The 18,586-nt window shown below is 46.6% G+C and carries 12 protein-coding genes; 11 read left to right on the top strand and 1 reads right to left on the bottom strand.

Going from position 1 to position 18,586, the window contains the following annotated elements; translation table 11 throughout:
• Window positions 1–5 precede the first annotated feature (5 nt).
• Window positions 6–3,212 (bottom strand): SusC/RagA family TonB-linked outer membrane protein, encoded by a 3,207-nt coding sequence (locus tag LZZ85_RS14255; RefSeq protein WP_237873124.1) that lies wholly within the window; start codon window positions 3,210–3,212, stop codon window positions 6–8.
• 464 nt (window positions 3,213–3,676) lie between these two features.
• On the opposite strand from LZZ85_RS14255, the gene LZZ85_RS14250 reads away from it, so the two are divergent.
• The 11 genes from LZZ85_RS14250 (at window position 3,677) to LZZ85_RS14200 (ending at window position 18,553) form a co-directional block, all read left to right on the top strand.
• The gene (locus tag LZZ85_RS14250; RefSeq protein ID WP_237873122.1) at window positions 3,677–4,285 is read left to right on the top strand and encodes an RNA polymerase sigma factor; all 609 of its coding nucleotides are present in this window, start codon (window positions 3,677–3,679) and stop codon (window positions 4,283–4,285) included.
• A gap of 73 nt (window positions 4,286–4,358) precedes the next feature.
• Entirely contained in the window at window positions 4,359–5,531 is a 1,173-nt protein-coding gene (locus LZZ85_RS14245; protein ID WP_237873114.1) for a FecR family protein, read from the top strand.
• A 190-nt stretch (window positions 5,532–5,721) separates the two neighbouring features.
• Complete coding sequence (locus tag LZZ85_RS14240; RefSeq protein WP_237873095.1) at window positions 5,722–9,057, top strand: SusC/RagA family TonB-linked outer membrane protein; 3,336 nt, start codon at window positions 5,722–5,724, stop codon at window positions 9,055–9,057.
• 21 nt (window positions 9,058–9,078) lie between these two features.
• A complete protein-coding gene (locus LZZ85_RS14235) occupies window positions 9,079–10,458 on the top strand; it encodes a SusD/RagB family nutrient-binding outer membrane lipoprotein (protein ID WP_237873081.1) in 1,380 nt (459 codons plus the stop codon).
• Between the two features lie 135 nt (window positions 10,459–10,593).
• The gene (locus tag LZZ85_RS14230; protein WP_237873079.1) at window positions 10,594–11,811 is read left to right on the top strand and encodes a Gfo/Idh/MocA family protein; all 1,218 of its coding nucleotides are present in this window, start codon (window positions 10,594–10,596) and stop codon (window positions 11,809–11,811) included.
• Between the two features lie 17 nt (window positions 11,812–11,828).
• The gene (locus LZZ85_RS14225) at window positions 11,829–13,070 is read left to right on the top strand and encodes an Nramp family divalent metal transporter (RefSeq protein WP_237873072.1); all 1,242 of its coding nucleotides are present in this window, start codon (window positions 11,829–11,831) and stop codon (window positions 13,068–13,070) included.
• Window positions 13,071–13,088: 18 nt separating this feature from the next.
• Entirely contained in the window at window positions 13,089–14,105 is a 1,017-nt protein-coding gene (locus tag LZZ85_RS14220; RefSeq protein WP_237873063.1) for an NAD-dependent epimerase/dehydratase family protein, read from the top strand.
• A 7-nt stretch (window positions 14,106–14,112) separates the two neighbouring features.
• On the top strand, window positions 14,113–15,177 hold the full coding sequence (locus tag LZZ85_RS14215; RefSeq protein ID WP_237873048.1) for a dihydrodipicolinate synthase family protein: 1,065 nt from the start codon (window positions 14,113–14,115) through the stop codon (window positions 15,175–15,177).
• 6 nt (window positions 15,178–15,183) lie between these two features.
• Entirely contained in the window at window positions 15,184–16,206 is a 1,023-nt protein-coding gene (locus LZZ85_RS14210; protein ID WP_237873046.1) for an FAD:protein FMN transferase, read from the top strand.
• 20 nt (window positions 16,207–16,226) lie between these two features.
• Window positions 16,227–17,420 carry a M20 metallopeptidase family protein gene (locus tag LZZ85_RS14205; protein ID WP_237873038.1) on the top strand — a complete coding sequence of 398 codons (1,194 nt, stop codon included), beginning with the start codon at window positions 16,227–16,229 and terminating at the stop codon, window positions 17,418–17,420.
• Between the two features lie 14 nt (window positions 17,421–17,434).
• Window positions 17,435–18,553 (top strand): acyltransferase family protein, encoded by a 1,119-nt coding sequence (locus LZZ85_RS14200; protein WP_237873031.1) that lies wholly within the window; start codon window positions 17,435–17,437, stop codon window positions 18,551–18,553.
• The last annotated feature ends 33 nt before the right edge of the window (window positions 18,554–18,586 follow it).

Here is an 18,586-nt window from a genome sequence, read left to right as displayed (position 1 = left end):
GTTTTTTAGAAACTAACATTTACACCAAATACCCATGCCCTGGATCTTGGATATGCGGCAAAATCAACACCCGGCGTAAGTGGGTCAGCGCGTCGGGCAGATACATCGGGATCATAACCGGAATAATTTGTAATGGTAGCAAGGTTGTTTACGGTTGCATAGATCCGCAGTGAAGAGATCTTTGCCATGTTCAGGACTTTCCTGGGAAGTGTGTAACCAATGGTTATGTTATTGAAACGGAGATAAGACCCGTCCTCGATCGCCCATGAATGCGGCCACCAGCGTTGTACTCTCACCGGTGTCCAGATCTTTGCATCCTGATTAAGCTTCGCCAGTTCGGCGGGGTCTGTGACGCGCTGACCTGATGCATTGATATACGTGAACCGGTCTTTTACAATGGAAAGCGTATTGAGGTCCGAGAATGCGCCATCAGTCCATTCAATCTTGTTCGCATTGAAGATATCATTGCCCACTACAAAATTGACAAACACGCTCATGTCAAAATTCTTAAAGGAGAATTGGTTGTTCCATCCGCCGGTGAATTTTGGATTTGCGTTGCCGATCACTTCGCGGTCATAGTCCGGCGTGATCACGCCATCCGGTACGCCATTAGGCCCGCTGATGTCTTTCCATTTCAACATGCCAGGCTGAGGTGTGCCATACACATTATTAGCGGCAATGCCAGGCTTCAATGTATATACCTGTGTGGCAGGATTGAAATCAAAATCACCGATACCAAAATAGCCGTCTGTTACAAAGCCATACATCAATCCGGCGGGCTGCCCTACTTTCACGAGGAATTCATCCACACCATCGCTTCCCTGCCATCCGGAGTTGCGGGTGATCTCATTTACTCCACCCAGACTTTCGATACGATTGCGGTTAAGGGAAATATTAAAGCTTGTATTCCAGGTGAATTCCCTGCGCTGGACGGGTACTGCTGTTAACTGAACTTCTATGCCGCGATTGGATGTTGACCCAATATTCTGCAGTTGGGTTACATATCCGTTGGTAGGTGGAATGTTCACCTGCAAAAGCAGATCATTGGCAACATTGCGATAGAAGTCAACACTCAATTGCAAACGGCTGTTAAAGAATGCGAGATCAAGTCCGAGATTCTGCGTTGTATTTTTTTCCCATTTCAGGTTAGGATTCGACAAAGACACGGGCGCAAATCCAGGAAGAATGGAGTGGTTGAATGCATATTCGCCTGTGACGCCATACAGTTGCTGGTACAACAGGTTGCCGATACGGTTATTGCCGACAGCTCCGTAACCGTAGCGGATCTTGCCGTCTGTGAGCCACGGAAATTTATCCATGAATTTATACTTGCTGAATCTCCAGGCAACAGACCCGGATGGGAAAAGCAGGCTTCCGTTCTGATAGTTGAATTTCGAGGAACGGTCTGAACGAAGGTTGAATGTGGCAAGATAAATATCGTCATAACCATAATTAACCCGTCCAAACAGAGAGAAGATCCGACTGGGTGGATTTACAGACGACGAAGGCAAAGGCTGTAAAGATCCGGTAGGTGCAGAGCCAAGGCCCATGTTCGCGAGTGCTTTTTCAGGAGAGATATCAGCAGGGAAATAACGGGTTTCGAAATAAGTACTTTGCGCACGTTGTTCGATGATCTCCTGGCCAGCGAGTACGCTGAGATCATGATGGCCTTTGAAATTATTGACTGAATACTGGAGCGTGTTGGAGTTGTTGATCGTACTATTAAGCTGATTACCTTTTGACGCCAGTGGCAGTGTTGCATAGTTACGTGCCTGGTTGGTGATCTTGCTGTAGAAAATATCCTGGTTGATCGTCGTATTATCATATCCGAAAGTGGAGCGGAATACGAGATTCTTTGCCAGCCGGTAGTTCAGGTATGCTGTAAGATAAGTAGCCCTCGTAGATGCTTTCCTGTATTCAGCGGTTGTCAGCAGTACAGGATTTGTAGCCATGGACGCGAGGTAATAGGCTTCGTCAAAATCGTCTACCTGTCCATTCGGACGGTCAAGCGCAAATGGGCGGTAGGTGATGGCATGCCTTAGTTTGTTCAGGTGTCTTGCACCGCTGGTAGTGGTGCCGGCGCCATCAACCACCTGGTCGAGATAGCGTACAATGAACCCTACATTCAGTTTCTCAGATACTTTATGGTCGATCTTAAAGTTGACCAGGTTACGCTTGAATCCTGATTCAAGCTGAATGCCCTGTTCACGGTTGGCTGTAAAGCTCAGGTTGAACGTGGTTCCCTGGTTGCCACCGCTGACGGATATATTATGATTCTGATAGCCTGCTTTACGTCCGAATACTCTGTCCTGCCAGTTGACTGCGGGAATATCTTTATAAACACTCAGCGTATCCCAGGTAGTGCCATACGTGTTGGCAAAATTGGCGCTGTCGGTAATATTGCGGGTGCTTCTTTCGTACTGCCACATCACATAGTCATAAGGAGATAACACTTCCATTTGTTTGGAAAGTTTGCGCCAGCCTGCAGATCCGTTATAGGTGATCTGTGTTTTACCGCTGCGGCCGGCTTTTGTAGTGATCACCACAACACCATTTGCCGCACGTGCACCATAGATCGCCGTGGTGGAAGCGTCTTTCAACACATCCACTGTGGCGATATCCTGTGGTGCGATCACAGATAAGGCATTTTCCACCACAACGCCATCAACGATATAAAGCGGGGAATTATCCTGTGTGATAGAACTTCCGCCACGGACGCGGATGATAATGTCAGCGCCGGGCGCGCCTTCGGAAGAAACCACCTGCACTCCCGCGAGCCTTCCCTGCAAGGCTTCTGCGGCGGAGGAAAGCGGGATGTCTTTCAGTTGTTTTGAACTGACGGAGGATACGGCACCTGTCATACTTTTGCGGCTGACACTTTGATATCCGACCACCACTACATCACTTAGTGTGGACAGGTCTTCCTCCATCCTGATATTGATCACTGATCCCGTTACTTTTTGCTCGATCGTCTTGTGCCCGACATAACTGAACACAAGCGTTGCATCCCCGCCTGCGGGAACAGGTATGCTGTAGCGTCCGTCTTTATCCGTGATCACGATCGTCTGGCTGCCTTTTAATGTTACGGTCACACCGGCGAGGGCTTCCGTATTTCCTTGTTTGGATACCTGCCCGGAGATCTGCCTGTTCTGCGCAATAACAAGCGTGGAGAAGAACAGATAAAGCAATGAAAGAGAGAGTTTAATTTTCATTTCAAGCATGTTAATTTTAGAAGAATGGTTGTTGCGTACAGGGCATGAGGAGTCCGTTTCATACCCGGGGTTGATCTGCCTGCCATTGCCTTTGCGGCGATCAACGTTCCCGATATAAAAAGGAAGGAGATTCCTTAAATTCTACAATAAAGTTTTATTTGATTTTTTTCCTGGACCAGTCGTTTCTAAAAACAAGTTATGCAGTTTTATGAAAGACCTTTGTTTTTTCTATGCAAGCGTTCTCGGTAAATCCGGAAACTGATTATTGCGGGATTGGCTATTTTGCAGAGCGACATGATGATAGCTTTTCCCGCAAACGATTGTTTTGTGAGAAACAGGCTTTCGGAGGAACAGGTGAAGATCCAAAATATTTTCTGCGCTATATGCAGAAGCAGTCATTATATTTACAAAGCCTCATAGATTTCTATAAATGATTTTGTTAAGGCCTACTCAAACTAACTGCAGTGCTGAACCCGGTAAACAGGAATGACGATCTATTCGACGAGTTTTCTTCGGGAAAAGAAGAAGCTTTTAAAACGCTGCATAATGCGTACCGTCATCGCCTGCAATATTATGCACTGAGTTTTTCATTGACGAGGGAAGAGGCAGAAGACGTGGTTGGCGAGGCGTTTACCCGTTGCTGGCAGTCACACAAAACATTCGACGGCCTCGAGCATGTCAAAAATTTCCTTTACGTATCTACGCGCAATGCCGCCATCAATTTTCTGAATGCAAAGGGCCGGCAGAGGGTTCACCAGGAGAAATATAATGCAGAGCAGGCACAGCAGGAAGAGCCCTTCTCACACGAACGGGTGGAGTCAGAAGTCCTTCACCTGATCTATACAGGAATGAATACGTTGCCAACAGAATGCAGGCGGGTTTTTGAATTATATCTTCAGGACCTTGATACCGGCGAGATCGCCCTTCAGCTAAATATTTCCCCCGCTACCGTCCGGAGCCAGAAACGCCGAGCGATCCAACTGCTCAAGACAATGCTGCTGGACAAAGGCGCTGCAACGCCTGTACTGGCTGCCGCATTATCCATCCTGGAATATTTTCTGAATGCAGAATAATTTTTTGTTACTTCTTTGCACACTTTGTACCTCCCGTTTGTATATACTTTATCCATTGCCATAAACTTTATCCATGAAGGTTATTAGTGAAGATGAAATTGCGGTATTGCTGGTCTTATACATACAGGAAAAGATCTCCCCGGAACAACGGGAAATACTGGTATCCTGGAAAAATTCGTCCCCTGCCAATCTGCATCAGTTTGAGCAGCTGACGGATCCTGTCGTACTCCGGCGGAAACTAAAACTATACTCGGAAGTTGTTGCCGGGGAAGGAGAGGTTGTAAAAGAACCATCACGCGTGATCAGCATGATCCGAAAAAAATGGTTCAGCTATGCAGCTGCAGTAGTTGTTTTGATCAGCCTGGCTGTTTTTTTTAAACCATGGCCGGGTAAGAAAATTGAGAAATTGTCAACAACAACAACAGAGGGTTCTAATCAAAAATTACAGGCAACCAATTCAGCCGTACTTGTACTGGCTGATGGTTCGACGATCCTGCTGGATAGTGCGGTAAACGGACAGCTTACCCATCAGGAGGGAGTACAGGTGTTGAAGACCGGCGATGGCCAGATCAAATATCAGTCGTCAAAGGATAACATACCGGCCGCGAATGCGGGTGTAAATACGATCCGGACACCAAGAGGACGGCAGTATCAACTGAGCTTGCCTGATGGATCTCAGGTGTGGCTGAATGCGGCTTCGTCTATTACATTCCCACCGGTCTTCGACAGCAAGACAAGAAAGATCACTGTGCAGGGTGAGGTATACCTGGAAGTCGCAAAAGATACGCGGCGTCCGTTCCTGGTAAATGTCAATGATAAAGAAACAGTAGAGGTGTTGGGGACGCATTTTAATATTAATGCTTACGAAGATGAACCTTATATCAGAACAACGTTGATCGAAGGAAGTGTAAAGGTGGCGCGCGGAGAGTTGACGTCATTGCTGAAACCGGGTGAACAGGCGATGGTCAACGCAAAAGGAGCTTTGCAGAAATCAGCTGACGTAAATATTGAACAGGTGATCGCCTGGACCAAAGGCAAACTGGCGATCAATAGTGCGGACTTTCAGGGATTGATGCGGCAGATCTCCCGGTGGTATGATGTGGATGTTGTCTTTGCCGGCCAAATGCCGGATCTGAGAGTGGGAGGTTTTATACGACGGGATGTGAACGTATCGACTGTGCTGGACTTCCTGAAAGGCAACGGTGTAAAATATGAATTTGACGGAAAGACGATAACGATATTGTAATGACGTACCCCCTGAAACTATATATTAAGTATTTAATCATTAAAATAGTTCAACCATGAGAAAATAAAAGGAACTCAGGGTAACAAAAAAACGGGCTCTGTTTGCACCAGAACCCGCAACGATCAGGTTATCCATATAAAAAACAGACACGGTAATGACTGCTTACTTTCAAACCTAACCACCTAAAAGTATGAAATTGCTTGCACATGTAAAAGTCTTTGTGAAAAGACCTTTACCGGCCCAACTCTTTTTGACCATGAAACTAGCCGCTATTATATTGCTTACGACCGCACTTCACGTGAATGCACGTGGGTTTGCGCAGAGCATTTCCATTTCGGCAAAAAGCATTACGCTGAATGAAGTATTTAAAGAAGTAGAACGGCAGACTTCTTTCTCTTTTCTCTGGAATGAAAAGGAGTTCAATAAAGATCAAAAGATCAGCATCAGTGTGAAAGATGCTGACATCAATAAGGTGCTGACCATCTGTTTAAAGGATCAGCCGGTAACTTACCGCATCGTTGATAAGGTTGTGATGATAGAGAAAGTGAAAGAACCGGCCCCTAAGGTGGTGATCACTTCTCCGCCATCATCGCTGGAAGTCCGCGGCCGTGTACTGAACGAAGCCGGTGAGCCGGTGTCCGGTGTCAGTGTAACGGTGAAAGGTACCTCAAAGGGAACCAGCACCAATGAACAGGGCGAGTTTGAGATTGCGGGACTGGATGAAAAAGCCGTACTCGTATTCAGCAGTGTCAGCCTGGAAACGATTGAGGTAGCCGTGAATGGCCGCCAATCTATTGCCGTTACACTGAAGAAAAGTATCGTGGAGTTGCAGCAGACTGTTGTAACGGCACTTGGTATCAAACGCGACAAAAGAAATCTTACTTACAGCACGCAGGAGATCAAAGGTGCTGAACTCACCCGTACAAAAGAACCGAGTGTACTTAATGCGCTTGCCGGTAAAGTATCCGGGGTGCAGATCACGAGTTCGTCGGGCGCGCCGGGCGCGTCTACAAGGATCGTTGTTCGCGGTGCCACTTCAGCACTTGGCGACAACGAAGCTCTGATCGTACTCGACGGTATTCCTATCAACAATGCTGAAACCGGTGCCGTTGGCGCAGGAGCCGGCAGCAGTCGCCTTATCGATATTGATCCCGCGACAATCGAAAACATAAACGTATTAAAGGGTGCAGCAGCAACAGCATTGTATGGTGCCGCCGGCGCAAGAGGCGTGGTGATCATCACGACAAAAGGTGGTGGTATTGACCGCAAGCCTGTACTTTCTTTTACCACCGGCATTTCTGCAGATAAAGGGATCTTCCCGGAGTTTCAGAATAAATATGCGCAAGGCATTAATGGTGTTTACCAGGATGGCGATCGTGTTAAACAAAGTGCTGCATGGGGACCGTTGATGGATACGCTTAAAGTCAATGGAGCACCCGCTCCGAGGTTCAACCCGATCGATATGTTCTTCCGCACGGGACTTACCAATAATCATACGGTATCGCTTAGCGGCGGAAATTCCCGCTCCGGTTATTTTATGTCCTATTCTTATTTTGATCAGAAAGGCATCGTGCCGGAATCGTATTTCAAGCGTCATTCTGTGTTCGTGAAATATAATTCGCAGATCACAGAAAAACTAAGTTCAACTTTTCAACTCACTTATACCAATTCAAAACAAAGACGGACTCCTGAAGGTGTTACATTCGGACAGGCCGGACCGATCTTCGTTACTTACAATCAGCCGATCTCCTGGAATCCATTCCCGATCTTTTCGGCTGATGGAAAGCAGCGCGTCTTCCGTACAGCACGGAACAATCCTTACTGGGATCTTGAAAATGTATATAACCAGTATCTCGTAAATCGTTTCATCCCTGTAATGACGCTGACTTATCAGTTCAATAAATGGCTGAGCCTGTCTAACCGTGCAGGAGCCGATATTTTCGCAGAACAGGATGTTTATAAAGAAGCCCCAAGCGGTGCATTAAATACCGCAGGCCGGTTGGTCAACAATAATATCAATTTCCGCCAGTTCAACAATGACCTGATCCTGACAGCGAACAAGCAGTTCGGGGATTTCTATGTCAACCTTATCGCCGGGAATAATATCTACTCAACTTATACGCAGCGCAACAATATAGAAGGTGTTGGCTTACCCGTAAATAACTTTGATAATATCTCGGCAGCGTCCACGGTTACTGCTTCCAGCAAGTACTATTTGCAACGGAAGGTTGGATTCTATGCGCAGGCGAACGTGGATTATAAAAAGTTCCTGTCCCTTGCTGTTACCGGTCGTTATGATGGCAGTTCGGTACTTGCGTCGGACAATGCCTTCTATCCTTACGGTTCTGTTGCTGGAAGTTTTGTATTCTCGGAATTGCTTCCCGGCATTAAAAGCGTAATGCCCTTCGGTAAGCTGCGTGTTTCTTATGCAACGGTAGGTAATGACAACGTTGGTGTGTATTCCCTCAACACGCCTTTCACCGCCGCAACTATCAATAATATCCGTTTTCCTTATATGGGGCAATCAGGATTCCTGCTTAGTTCGATCCTTGGCAACCCTAATCTGAAGAACGAGCGGCTGAATGAGTTCGAAGTTGGTTTGGAAACAAGATTGGTGAATAACAGGATCGGCCTCGAAGTCTCTTATTTCAAAAGAAAATCTGTTGACGGTATTATCCCGGGTGTATCAATTTCTGCAGCTTCAGGATTTGATGGTACTACGGTGAACTCAGCTCAGATCACCAATAAAGGAATAGAGGTGTTATTGAATGCGGCTGTTATTAAGACCAATGATTTTAACTGGAACCTGACTACAAGCTTTACGCGGATCAGGAATAATGTAGATGCTCTTTATGGCGATCTTACAAGCCTGGGCCGTATTATCGTCGGCCAGCCTTACAATATCTTCTTTGGAAGTCGTTTCCAACGCAATGCCGAAGGTAAAGTGATGGTGGGAGCGAACGGACTGCCGATAGTTGATGCAACTCCGGGTATTATCGGCGATGCCAATCCTGATTGGTTGGCGGGTATTACCAATACATTTACCTATAAAAATCTTAGCCTTAACTTCTTCGTGGATATCAAAAAAGGTGGTGATATATTCAATTCTACCGAACTGAACAACTATTTCTTCGGTACTGCTAAAAGTACTGAAGACAGAAGCCCGATCGTGTATGACGGCATCAGCGTTGTGGATAATAAGCAGAACAAAGTAGAGGTTAAGGCGCAGGATCTTTACAGATATTACTCTGATATCAATGAGCCGGCAATGCAGGATGCTACGTATATCAAGTTGAGGAATGTGTCTTTATCATACAATCTTGATAAACTCTTTTCGAAAAGATCATTTGTGAAATCAGCTGCGGTAACGCTCACCGGGAGAAACCTCTGGATCCACGCACCACATTTTACCAGTGGTGATCCTGAAGGCAGCACAAATGGCAGCAGCAATGAAGATCAGGGGTATTATGGTTACGCATATCCTTCTACCAGGTCTTACAACATTACACTCAGGTTTGATTTTTAATTCACCGGAAATTGAACAACAATGAAAAAACTACTCATCATATTATTTGTTTGTACGCTGGCTGGCAGCTGCAAAAAGTTCATCGATGTAAATCATGATCCGAACAATCCGCAGGATGTGCAGGAAGCGCTATTGCTTGCGCCTGTGGAACTGGCTATTTCCCATTTGCAGAATGGCGGTAAAGCAGCTTTCATTATCCAAACTTACATGCAGAACTCCGCACTGGCGCAGGATGCACCGAATACTGATACATATCGCCTGGCGAATGTAGAGCTGGATGGTGAATGGAGTGATGTATATGTTCGTATCCTGAACAACCTGAGAATTCTGATACAGAAATCGGAAGCGAGTGGGAAAAGCAACTATGTAGCGCTGGGTAAGATCCTGACGGCTTTTACATTGGGAACGGCGACTGATATCTGGGGTGATATTCCTTATTCGCAGGCTTTTAAAGGGGTAGATGACCTGAAACCTGCGTATGATAAGCAGGAAGATATTTACAAAACCATGCAGCAATTGCTGGATGACGGCATCGCCGAGATCAATAAGAATCATGCAACAATTCCGGGAAAAGATGATCTCTATTACAACGGTAAGATGGAATCATGGAAAAGACTTGCCTATACGCTGAAAGCGCGGTATTATATGCACCTCATCAAAGCTCCGGGTTATACGGCTGCGAACCAGGCAACACTGGCTTTAGATGCTTTGCAAAATGGATTGCAGGCAGTGACGGATGATTTCAGAATGACTTATCCCGGCGCTGCTGGACAGGAAAGCCCCTGGTTCCTTAATTTTCAACCACGCTATACTGTTGTGCTCGCCTCCACTTTTGTAGACAGCCTGATCAGCAGGAACGATCCAAGACTGTCGAAGATCGTCAAGAAGTCAGTCTCCGGAGGTTTGTATCGCGGCAGAGTGATCGGCTCAACCATTGAGTCTCCTGATTCCTATTCTTTTCCTACGGACTTTTATGCAGGCATAGGTGCTCCGAATAATCTTCTTACCTATTCCGAAGCGCTTTTTTTAAAATCAGAAGCGACCCTGATCAAAGCTGGTTTTGCCGCAGCGCAACCGATTTATACCCAGGCAGTGCAATCCAATATGACGAAGTTGTCTGTAGCTGCAGGCGATGTGAATGCTTACCTGGCAACCCGCGGCACACTTACTGCAGCCAAAGCTCTTCAATTGATCATAGAAGAAAAAGCGATTGCGAATTATTTAAGTCTTGAAACATTTACTGATTGGAGACGGACTGGTTTTCCTGCATTGTCTTTGGTGAAAAATGCTGTAACCACAAGTATTCCCCGTCGTCTTTTATATCCACAAAGCGAACAGATCAATAATCCACAGCCGCAACAGGCGGCAAAGCTTACCGACAAGGTTTGGTGGGATAACTAGAAAATAAAGTTTAGTGTTTGGCTCTTTCCAGGTGGGGAGGAAGGGGGATGCTTTGCCATTGCGAGAATGGCAGATAGTCCCCCGGAGAGCCATCCTGGCTTATACCGGGCTGCACTCACTATAAAAACGATCATTATGCCAGCGAAGAATGTTACCAGAAGAAAATTTGTAGCAGACAGCGGTCTGCTTGTCTCCGGACTGATGGCAATGGGTTTGCCGGTATGGAGGGATCAGTTTGCACCGAGCGATAAGATCCGTCTGGGGTTGATCGGCTCGGGCAACCGGGGCTGCGGTTTGGCCAGCCTTCTTAAGCCAATGCCGGGTGTAGAGCTGATTGCCTGCTGCGACATCCAGCCAACGCAAACAAAGAATGCATTGCAGTATGCCGCAAAAGGAGCAAAAGCTTATACCGATTATCGCCAGTTACTGCAGGATAAAAATATTGACGCAGTCATTATTGCAACGCCTTTATTCCTGCATTATCAGATGGCAATTGATTCACTTGCTGCCGGCAAACATATCTACATGGAGAAATCCGTAAGCTATGATATACCGCAGGCTGTATCCCTTGCTAAGAAAGTGAAGGAATCTAAACTGGTATTCCAGGTTGGGTATCAATACCGGTACTATTCTCTTTATCATAAGATCCGTGAAGCGATCAAACAGAACTGGCTTGGTAAGATCACGCATTTTGAGTGCCAGTATAACCGGAATTCAAACTGGCGGAACCCTGTTAGTGATCCGAAGCTCGAAAGAGTGATCAACTGGCGTATGTACAGGGAGTATTGTGGCGGCCCACTTTCTGAACTGTGCGCGCACGAGATCGATATGGTCAATTATCTGCTGGACGGGCATCCGGTTAAAGCTGTCGGTTTAGGCGGCATCAATTACTGGAAAGATGGCAGGGATACATTTGATCATGTACGCACTGTGTATGAATATCCAGAAGGAGTAAAGGCAGGTTTTACTTCTGTATTATCAAATGCCTTTAACGGATATAATATCAAAATTTTTGGCGATAAAGCCACAATAGAGATCCAGCGCGAACAGGCATTTATATATGCTGAGTCCACTGAAAATAAAAAAGGGATCGTTGACGGTGTGACCGGTGCAACGATCGAAGCGACAACGCAGGGCAAGGCAGTGGAGATCCCTTTTAAGAAGCCGGGAGAAGAAGACGTGGAGCCGACCACCTTCGCGATGCGTGATTTCTTTGAATGTATCCGTCAAAGCCGCGAACCAATCTCCAATGTGATCAATGCCGGTGAGTCATCCATTGCTATCCATTTGGGGAATATGGCCATGGATAAAGAAACTGTTCAGTACTGGAAGCCGGAGTATTCTATTCGCTGACACTAAAAACAATCACCTTGTCAACTACTCAATCAACGAGTCCCTCAGCCGCCGCCCGGACCGGAGGGTTTAGAAAATGGCTGCAGGCGCTTGGTCCGGGGATCATCACTGCTGCACTTGTATTCGGTCCGAGCAAAATCACCATCTCCTCTAAGCTGGGTGCGGAATTTGGCTTTTCGCTTCTTTGGATAGTTGTGATCACGATTTTGTTCATGGTCGTGTTTACATCCATGGCAGCAAGGATCGGCATCGCTACCAATCAATCTGTACTTGCAACGATCCGCGAGAAATGGGGTAGAGGCGTTTCTGTCGCTATCGGCATTGGTGTGTTCCTGGTTGCGACCTCTTTCCAGGCAGGAAATTCTATCGGGATCGGGATCGCATTTGCCGAACTTACCGGAACAAAACCATTGCAATGGATCATTGTTTTCAACCTCGTCGCACTCGGTCTTTTATTCTTCCGCAGTTTCTATAAAGTACTGGAGAAACTGATGATCGCACTCATCTGTTTGATGTTGCTTGCATTTCTGATCACCCTGTTCTTGTCTCAACCAGGGATCGATGATGTGGCGAAAGGATTTGTGCCATCCTCCCAACCGGGATCTTTTCCGTTGGTGACAGCATTTATTGCATCCTGTTTTTCCATCGTGGCTGCATTTTATCAGTGTTACCTGATCCAGGAAAGGAAACGCGTAGCACCTGCGGGAACGGTGATCAAAGACCGCAGTTTTACCGGGATCTTCATTCTCGGATTGATGACTGCGATCGTCATGATCTGTGCCGCTATGGTATTGCATCCGAAAGGTATAAGGGTGAATAGCGCAACGGACATGGCCAGGGCCCTTGAGCCGTTATTTGGTAAGTATGCTTCATCGCTTTTTCTGATCGGCTTGTTCGGCGCGTCTTTCTCTGCGCTGGTCGGAAATTCGACACTTGGTGGATCTGTATTAGGCGATGCGTTGGGTAATGGCAGCAGCCTGCATTCCAAAGCAAATAAAACATTGATCGGTATTGTGATGATCATTGGGGCAGTTATTGCGATCGCCTTCGGCAAACTCCCACTGGAGCTGATCGTGTTTGCACAAAGCATCACCATACTGATCGTTCCTTTTATCGGGGTCGTGATGTATGCTATATCGATGGACAAAAAACTGATGGGAGTACATAAAGGTTCAACCGTAGCAAATGTTCTTGGTGCTGCTGGTTTATTGCTGATCATCGGGCTGGCCATTGAAAGTGTAAGGACTTTATTCTTTTAAGAAAAATAAAAAAACAGTATGGAAAATATACAGGATCTCTATGCGCAACTACTGCAACCTTCAGATGCGTTGCTCAGCGACATAGCAAAACTGAATGGAGATATTCTTATTCTCGGAGCAGGCGGAAAGATGGGGCCGTCCATGGCCAAGCTGGCAAAGCAGGCCATCGACAAAGCCGGAGTGAAGAAGAAAGTAATCGCAGTTTCCCGTTTTTCAGAAGCCGGACTGGAAGATGAATTGAACCAGGCAGGCATTCAGACGATCAGCGCAGATCTGCTGGAAGATGCTCAACTCGAAGCCTTGCCCGATGTGAAAAATGTACTATACCTCGCCGGCACAAAATTCGGCACAACCGGTAAAGAGTCTTTCACCTGGGCAATGAACGCGTACCTGCCGGGGCGCGTGGCCGAGAAGTACAAACATTCAAACATCGTAGTGTTCTCCACAGGAAATGTATACCCGCTTACACCGGTTGTTCAGGGAGGCGCATCGGAGTCGGACGCTCCGGAACCGATCGGTGAGTATGCTCAGTCATGTCTTGGAAGGGAGCGCTTGTTCCAGTACAGCTCTGCAAAGTATAATACACCCGTGTTACTGTACCGGCTGAACTATGCGAATGATGTGACCTACGGTGTTCTGCTTGAGATCGCAAAATCTGTCAGGGATGAAAAGCCGATCAACCTGAAGATGGGTAATGTGAATGTGATCTGGCAGGGAGATGCGAATGAGATCGCGATCCGTTCGCTATTGCATTGCGAAGTACCCGGTAAGATCCTGAATGTAACGGGGCCGGAAACGCTCTCTGTCAGATGGATTGCGCAGGAGTTCGGGAAGCTCTTCGATAAGCAACCAAGGTTCATTCATGAAGAACAGTCAACAGCATTGCTGAGTAATGCTTCTGAATGCATGAAGCTGTTTGGCTATCCACGCACGTCTGCAAAACAAATGATCAGTTTGTTGGCGGAATGGCTTAAACAGGGAGGGAAAACGATCAATAAAGAAACACATTTCCAGGAAAGAGACGGTAAGTTTTAATCATTTTATGAACACGACATTGAATAAAGATATTGAGGCCTTGCTTCATGCGGGTACCGTTATTCCGGCACATCCGCTGGCACTGACCAAAGAATTGAAAATTGATATAGCCCGGCAACGGCTACTGACGCAGTATTACATAGCGGCGGGCGCTGGTGGTGTGGCCGTTGGCGTACATACGACGCAGTTTGAGATCAGGAAACCGGAGTTCAATCTTCTGGAAACGGTGCTGGCAACAGCCGCTGAGGAAATTGAACAGGCAGGTCTGAAACGCCCTTTTATTAAAGTAGCAGGTGTGTGTGGGCCATTAGCGCAGGCAGAAGAAGAAGCCAGGCTTGCCGTCAAATATGGCTATCACTACGGATTGCTAAGCATGGGTGGGTTGTCGCATCTATCCGAAAAGGAACTGCTGCAGCGGGCAGAAGCCGTTGCTCAGATCATTCCGGTGTTTGGATTTTACTTACAGCCAGCTGTTGGCGGACGCATACTTAGTTATGATTTCTGGCGACAGTTTGCAGAGATCAAGAATGTAAAAGCGATCAAGATCGCAGCGTTCAACCGGTATCAGACTATAGATGCGGTTAGAGGCGTTTGTGATTCCTCCCGGAGAGATGCGATCGCCCTGTATACCGGCAATGACGACAATATCGTTGCAGATCTTCTGACGCCATACAGATTTACAGTAAATGGCCAACCGGTAGAAAAACGATTTGTTGGTGGATTACTTGGGCACTGGTCAGTATGGACCAGCAAAGCTGTCGCACTGCTCGCAGAGATCAAAGAATGTATTCAGCACGACTATAAAGGAATTGAAAAGTTACTGGCGAAGAATATTGAAGTTACGGATATGAACGCTGTCATCTTCGATGTTTCACATTCTTTTCGCGGTTGCATTGCGGGTATTCATGAAGTGCTAAGGCGACAAGGTCTTTTGCAGGGCATCTGGTGTCTTGACCCGGAAGAAAAACTATCGGAAGGTCAGGCAGAAGAGACAGACAGGATCTGCAGAAGTTATCCTGCTCTTACAGATGATCGGTTTGTAACTGAGTTTTTAAAATCGAAACAATTATAAAGTTCCTTGAGCCGCTGCTTCTTGATATTGATCTGTTGTATTGCGTTTTTTGTCTTGCCGGCTTTCAATACGGCAAGAGGGAAGGAGTTGCTGCCATTTTATGTGGAAGGAATAGCGCAGGGAACTACATATCATATTACTTATTATGCGGAAAGTGAGCGGGTGAGCAAGTCGCAGGTGGATAGTGTTTTTAAATCGATCGATCGGTCGCTTTCGATCTATCAGCCAGGTTCGCTGATCAACCGGTTTAACGAATCTGCGGATGGAATATTGATGGATCAGCATTTGAGGAATGTTGTTAAGAAGTCGATGTTTATAGGCAGGTCTACAAATGGTGTCTTTGATATTACGGTATTGCCATTGGTACAAGCCTGGGGTTTTGGCGTAAATAGAAAGGTTACGCCACCAGATTCAGTCGCTATTCGGTCCTTGCTTGATTGTGTGGGTTCGGCTAAACTTTTAATCAAGGGCAATTATCTGGAGAAGAGAAATGCCTGTGTTAAGATTGATGTGAATGGTATTGCGCAAGGCTACTCTGTAGATGTACTGGCCGGTTTTTTTGAAACTAAGAATGTGCGCAACTACCTGGTTGAAGTGGGCGGCGAGATCCGTGTCAGGGGTAAGAAATATCCGGGAGCATCTGCAATGAGGATCGGGATTGAAGCTCCGGCAAAAACGGCAACAGATTCCCAGATCCTGCAACATGTTATGGAAATACCAGGCGGCGCGGTCACAACGTCGGGAAATTACCGGAAATATCATGCATCCGACGGAAAGAAGATTACGCACCTGATCTCTCCGGCGACCGGTTATCCGTTTACGAATGAATTGCTGAGTGTAACGGTATGGGCGCGTGATGCGATCACCGCTGACGGGTATGATAACGCACTAATGGGGATGGGCTTGAAAGAGGCGTTCGCTTTTCTATCAAAACACCGGGACATAGAGGCGTTTTTTATTTACAAAGACAATAGCGGCATGATCAGGGATACTGCAACGGCTAAGTTTTATCAGCAGATCATCAAATAACAGGAACAAATTTATTATTGGTGACACTACTCGATCAAATAAAGAAAAAGGCGGAAGAGATATATCCTCTTATCGTAGAACACAGGCGATACCTGCATCGTTTCCCGGAGCTATCCTTCCAGGAACATTGTACCGTTGCGTTTATCAGGGATTGCCTGTATAAAGCCGGTATTGATCCGCAACCGATCGGGGATACAGGTTTGCTTGCCAGGATAGAGGGCGGTCTGCCGGGAGATAAGCTTGTGCTACTGAGAGCAGACATAGATGCCCTGCCGATCCACGAGTTGCGTCAAACCGAATATACCTCTGCCAACCCCGGCGTTATGCATGCCTGCGGACATGATGCGCATACGGCTTCGCTGATCGGAGTGGCGATGATACTTCATTCCATCAGAGATTCATTTGCAGGGACAGTAAAACTGTTGTTCCAGCCGGCCGAAGAGATCCTGCCCGGTGGCGCATGCCAGATGATCAGGGAAGGTGTGCTGGAAGAGCCTGGACTAATCGGGGTGATCGGACAACATGTAATGCCGGCATTGCCGGCGGGCAGGATCGCCTTACGTAAAGGAAGGTTCATGGCATCAAAAGACGACCTGCATATAACAGTGAATGGCCGGGGTGGACATGGCGCGCAACCGCAGGAGAATGTGGATCCGGTTGTAATTGCTGCACATATTGTGATTGCATTACAGCAACTGGTCAGTCGGTTCTCACATCCTGCCACGCCGTCTGTTCTGTCCATCGGCCGCTTTCTCGCAAACGGAGCCATCAATGTAATTCCGGATAAGGTTGAAATGCAGGGTGCGTTTCGCACCATGGATGAGAACTGGAGGTATGATGCGCACGCCAAAATGAGAAAGATGGCTATAGGAATTGCTGAGAGTATGGGTGGGACTTGTGAGTTCCGGATTGAAACGGGTTATCCTTTTCTTGTTAATGCTGATGACCTGACAGATAATGTGGCTGTATTTGCGGGAGAATATCTTGGGGAGAATAATATAGAAGAAGCGGCGATCTGGATGGCTTCCGAAGATTTTGCTTATTACTCCCAGCAAACAGACGCCTGTTTTTATCTGCTGGGAACAGGTAATGAATCAGCTGGCATCAAAGCATCGCTTCATTCTCCTGATTTTGATATAGACGAATCAGCACTTTTATTAAGTACCGGATTGATGGCCTATGTTGCGCTGCGGCAGCTGGGCAATAATACTTAACGAATTTAAACGCTATGCCATCACCTGCTTCTGCCTCATCCCGGTTTACCAGCCTTGATGTTTTCCGGGGAATGACGGTCTGCTTCATGATTATTGTAAATACACCCGGAAACGAAGACCTGGTGTATGCGCCGTTAAAACATGCTGCATGGAATGGATTTACTGTCACTGATCTCGTTTACCCTTCGTTCCTGTTTGCTGTCGGGAATTCTGTAAGTTTTGTGAAAGAGAAATGGATGTCTCTGAAACAATCGCCGGTTCTTTACAAGATCATCAAACGCAGCCTGATCATTTTTCTCCTCGGCTATCTCCTGCATTGGTTTCCTTATGTAAACGATAACGGAGCGTATACATTCATCAACTTCTCGAATGTAAGGGTGCTGGGTGTTCTTCAACGGATCGCATTGGCGTATGGTATTGCCTGTTTGATGATCTATTACTTTAATACGCGAACGATCATCGCAATGAGTGTTGCGCTGTTGCTGGGGTATTGGGTACTCCTTGTAGCTGGCGGTGATCTTACGCTCGAAGGAAACATTGTCAGGCATTTTGATCTGATCATAATGGGTGAAGAACATATGCCCGTAAGACAGGGTGTTGCGTTTGAAGCACAGGGTTGGCTGGGAACGATCCCTGCTATAGTAAATGTAGTGGCAGGTTATATCGCCGGAATATTTATTCGCAAGAAGGGTAATACCTATGAAACACTGGCTTTACTCTGTATCGCCGGATTTTCTTTGTATACGATTGGATGTTTCTGGGACCTGTTCCTGCCGATCAATAAGAAACTATGGACGGGCTCTTTCGTCTGTTATACCATCGGCTTTGATTGCCTGATCATGGCAGTCATTATCTACATCATTGAATTCCGGAACAGGCGAAGCTGGACTTACTTCTTTGAAGTATTCGGAAGAAATCCCCTCTTCATCTACATACTCGCAGAGATCGGAGAACATGCACGCAATAATATTTATACAAGTTCCGGTAAGCCGATCAGTCGCTGGATTTTCGATGCCACTGTTCCGGAAAGCATACCCTATCTCGGATCATTATTACTGGCGATCGCGTTTACGCTGCTCTGCTGGCTGGTAGGTTATGCGCTGGATAAGCGGCGCATTTATGTTAAGGTTTGAATACGTATTTATGGTCCATTATATAAAAGCTCA

Origin of the sequence: Terrimonas ginsenosidimutans, assembly GCF_022012415.1 — a bacterium.
Classification (GTDB): domain Bacteria; phylum Bacteroidota; class Bacteroidia; order Chitinophagales; family Chitinophagaceae; genus Terrimonas_A; species Terrimonas_A ginsenosidimutans.
The sequence above is the reverse complement of the archived record's forward strand: the minus strand, read 5'-3'. Positions and strand labels throughout refer to the sequence as shown.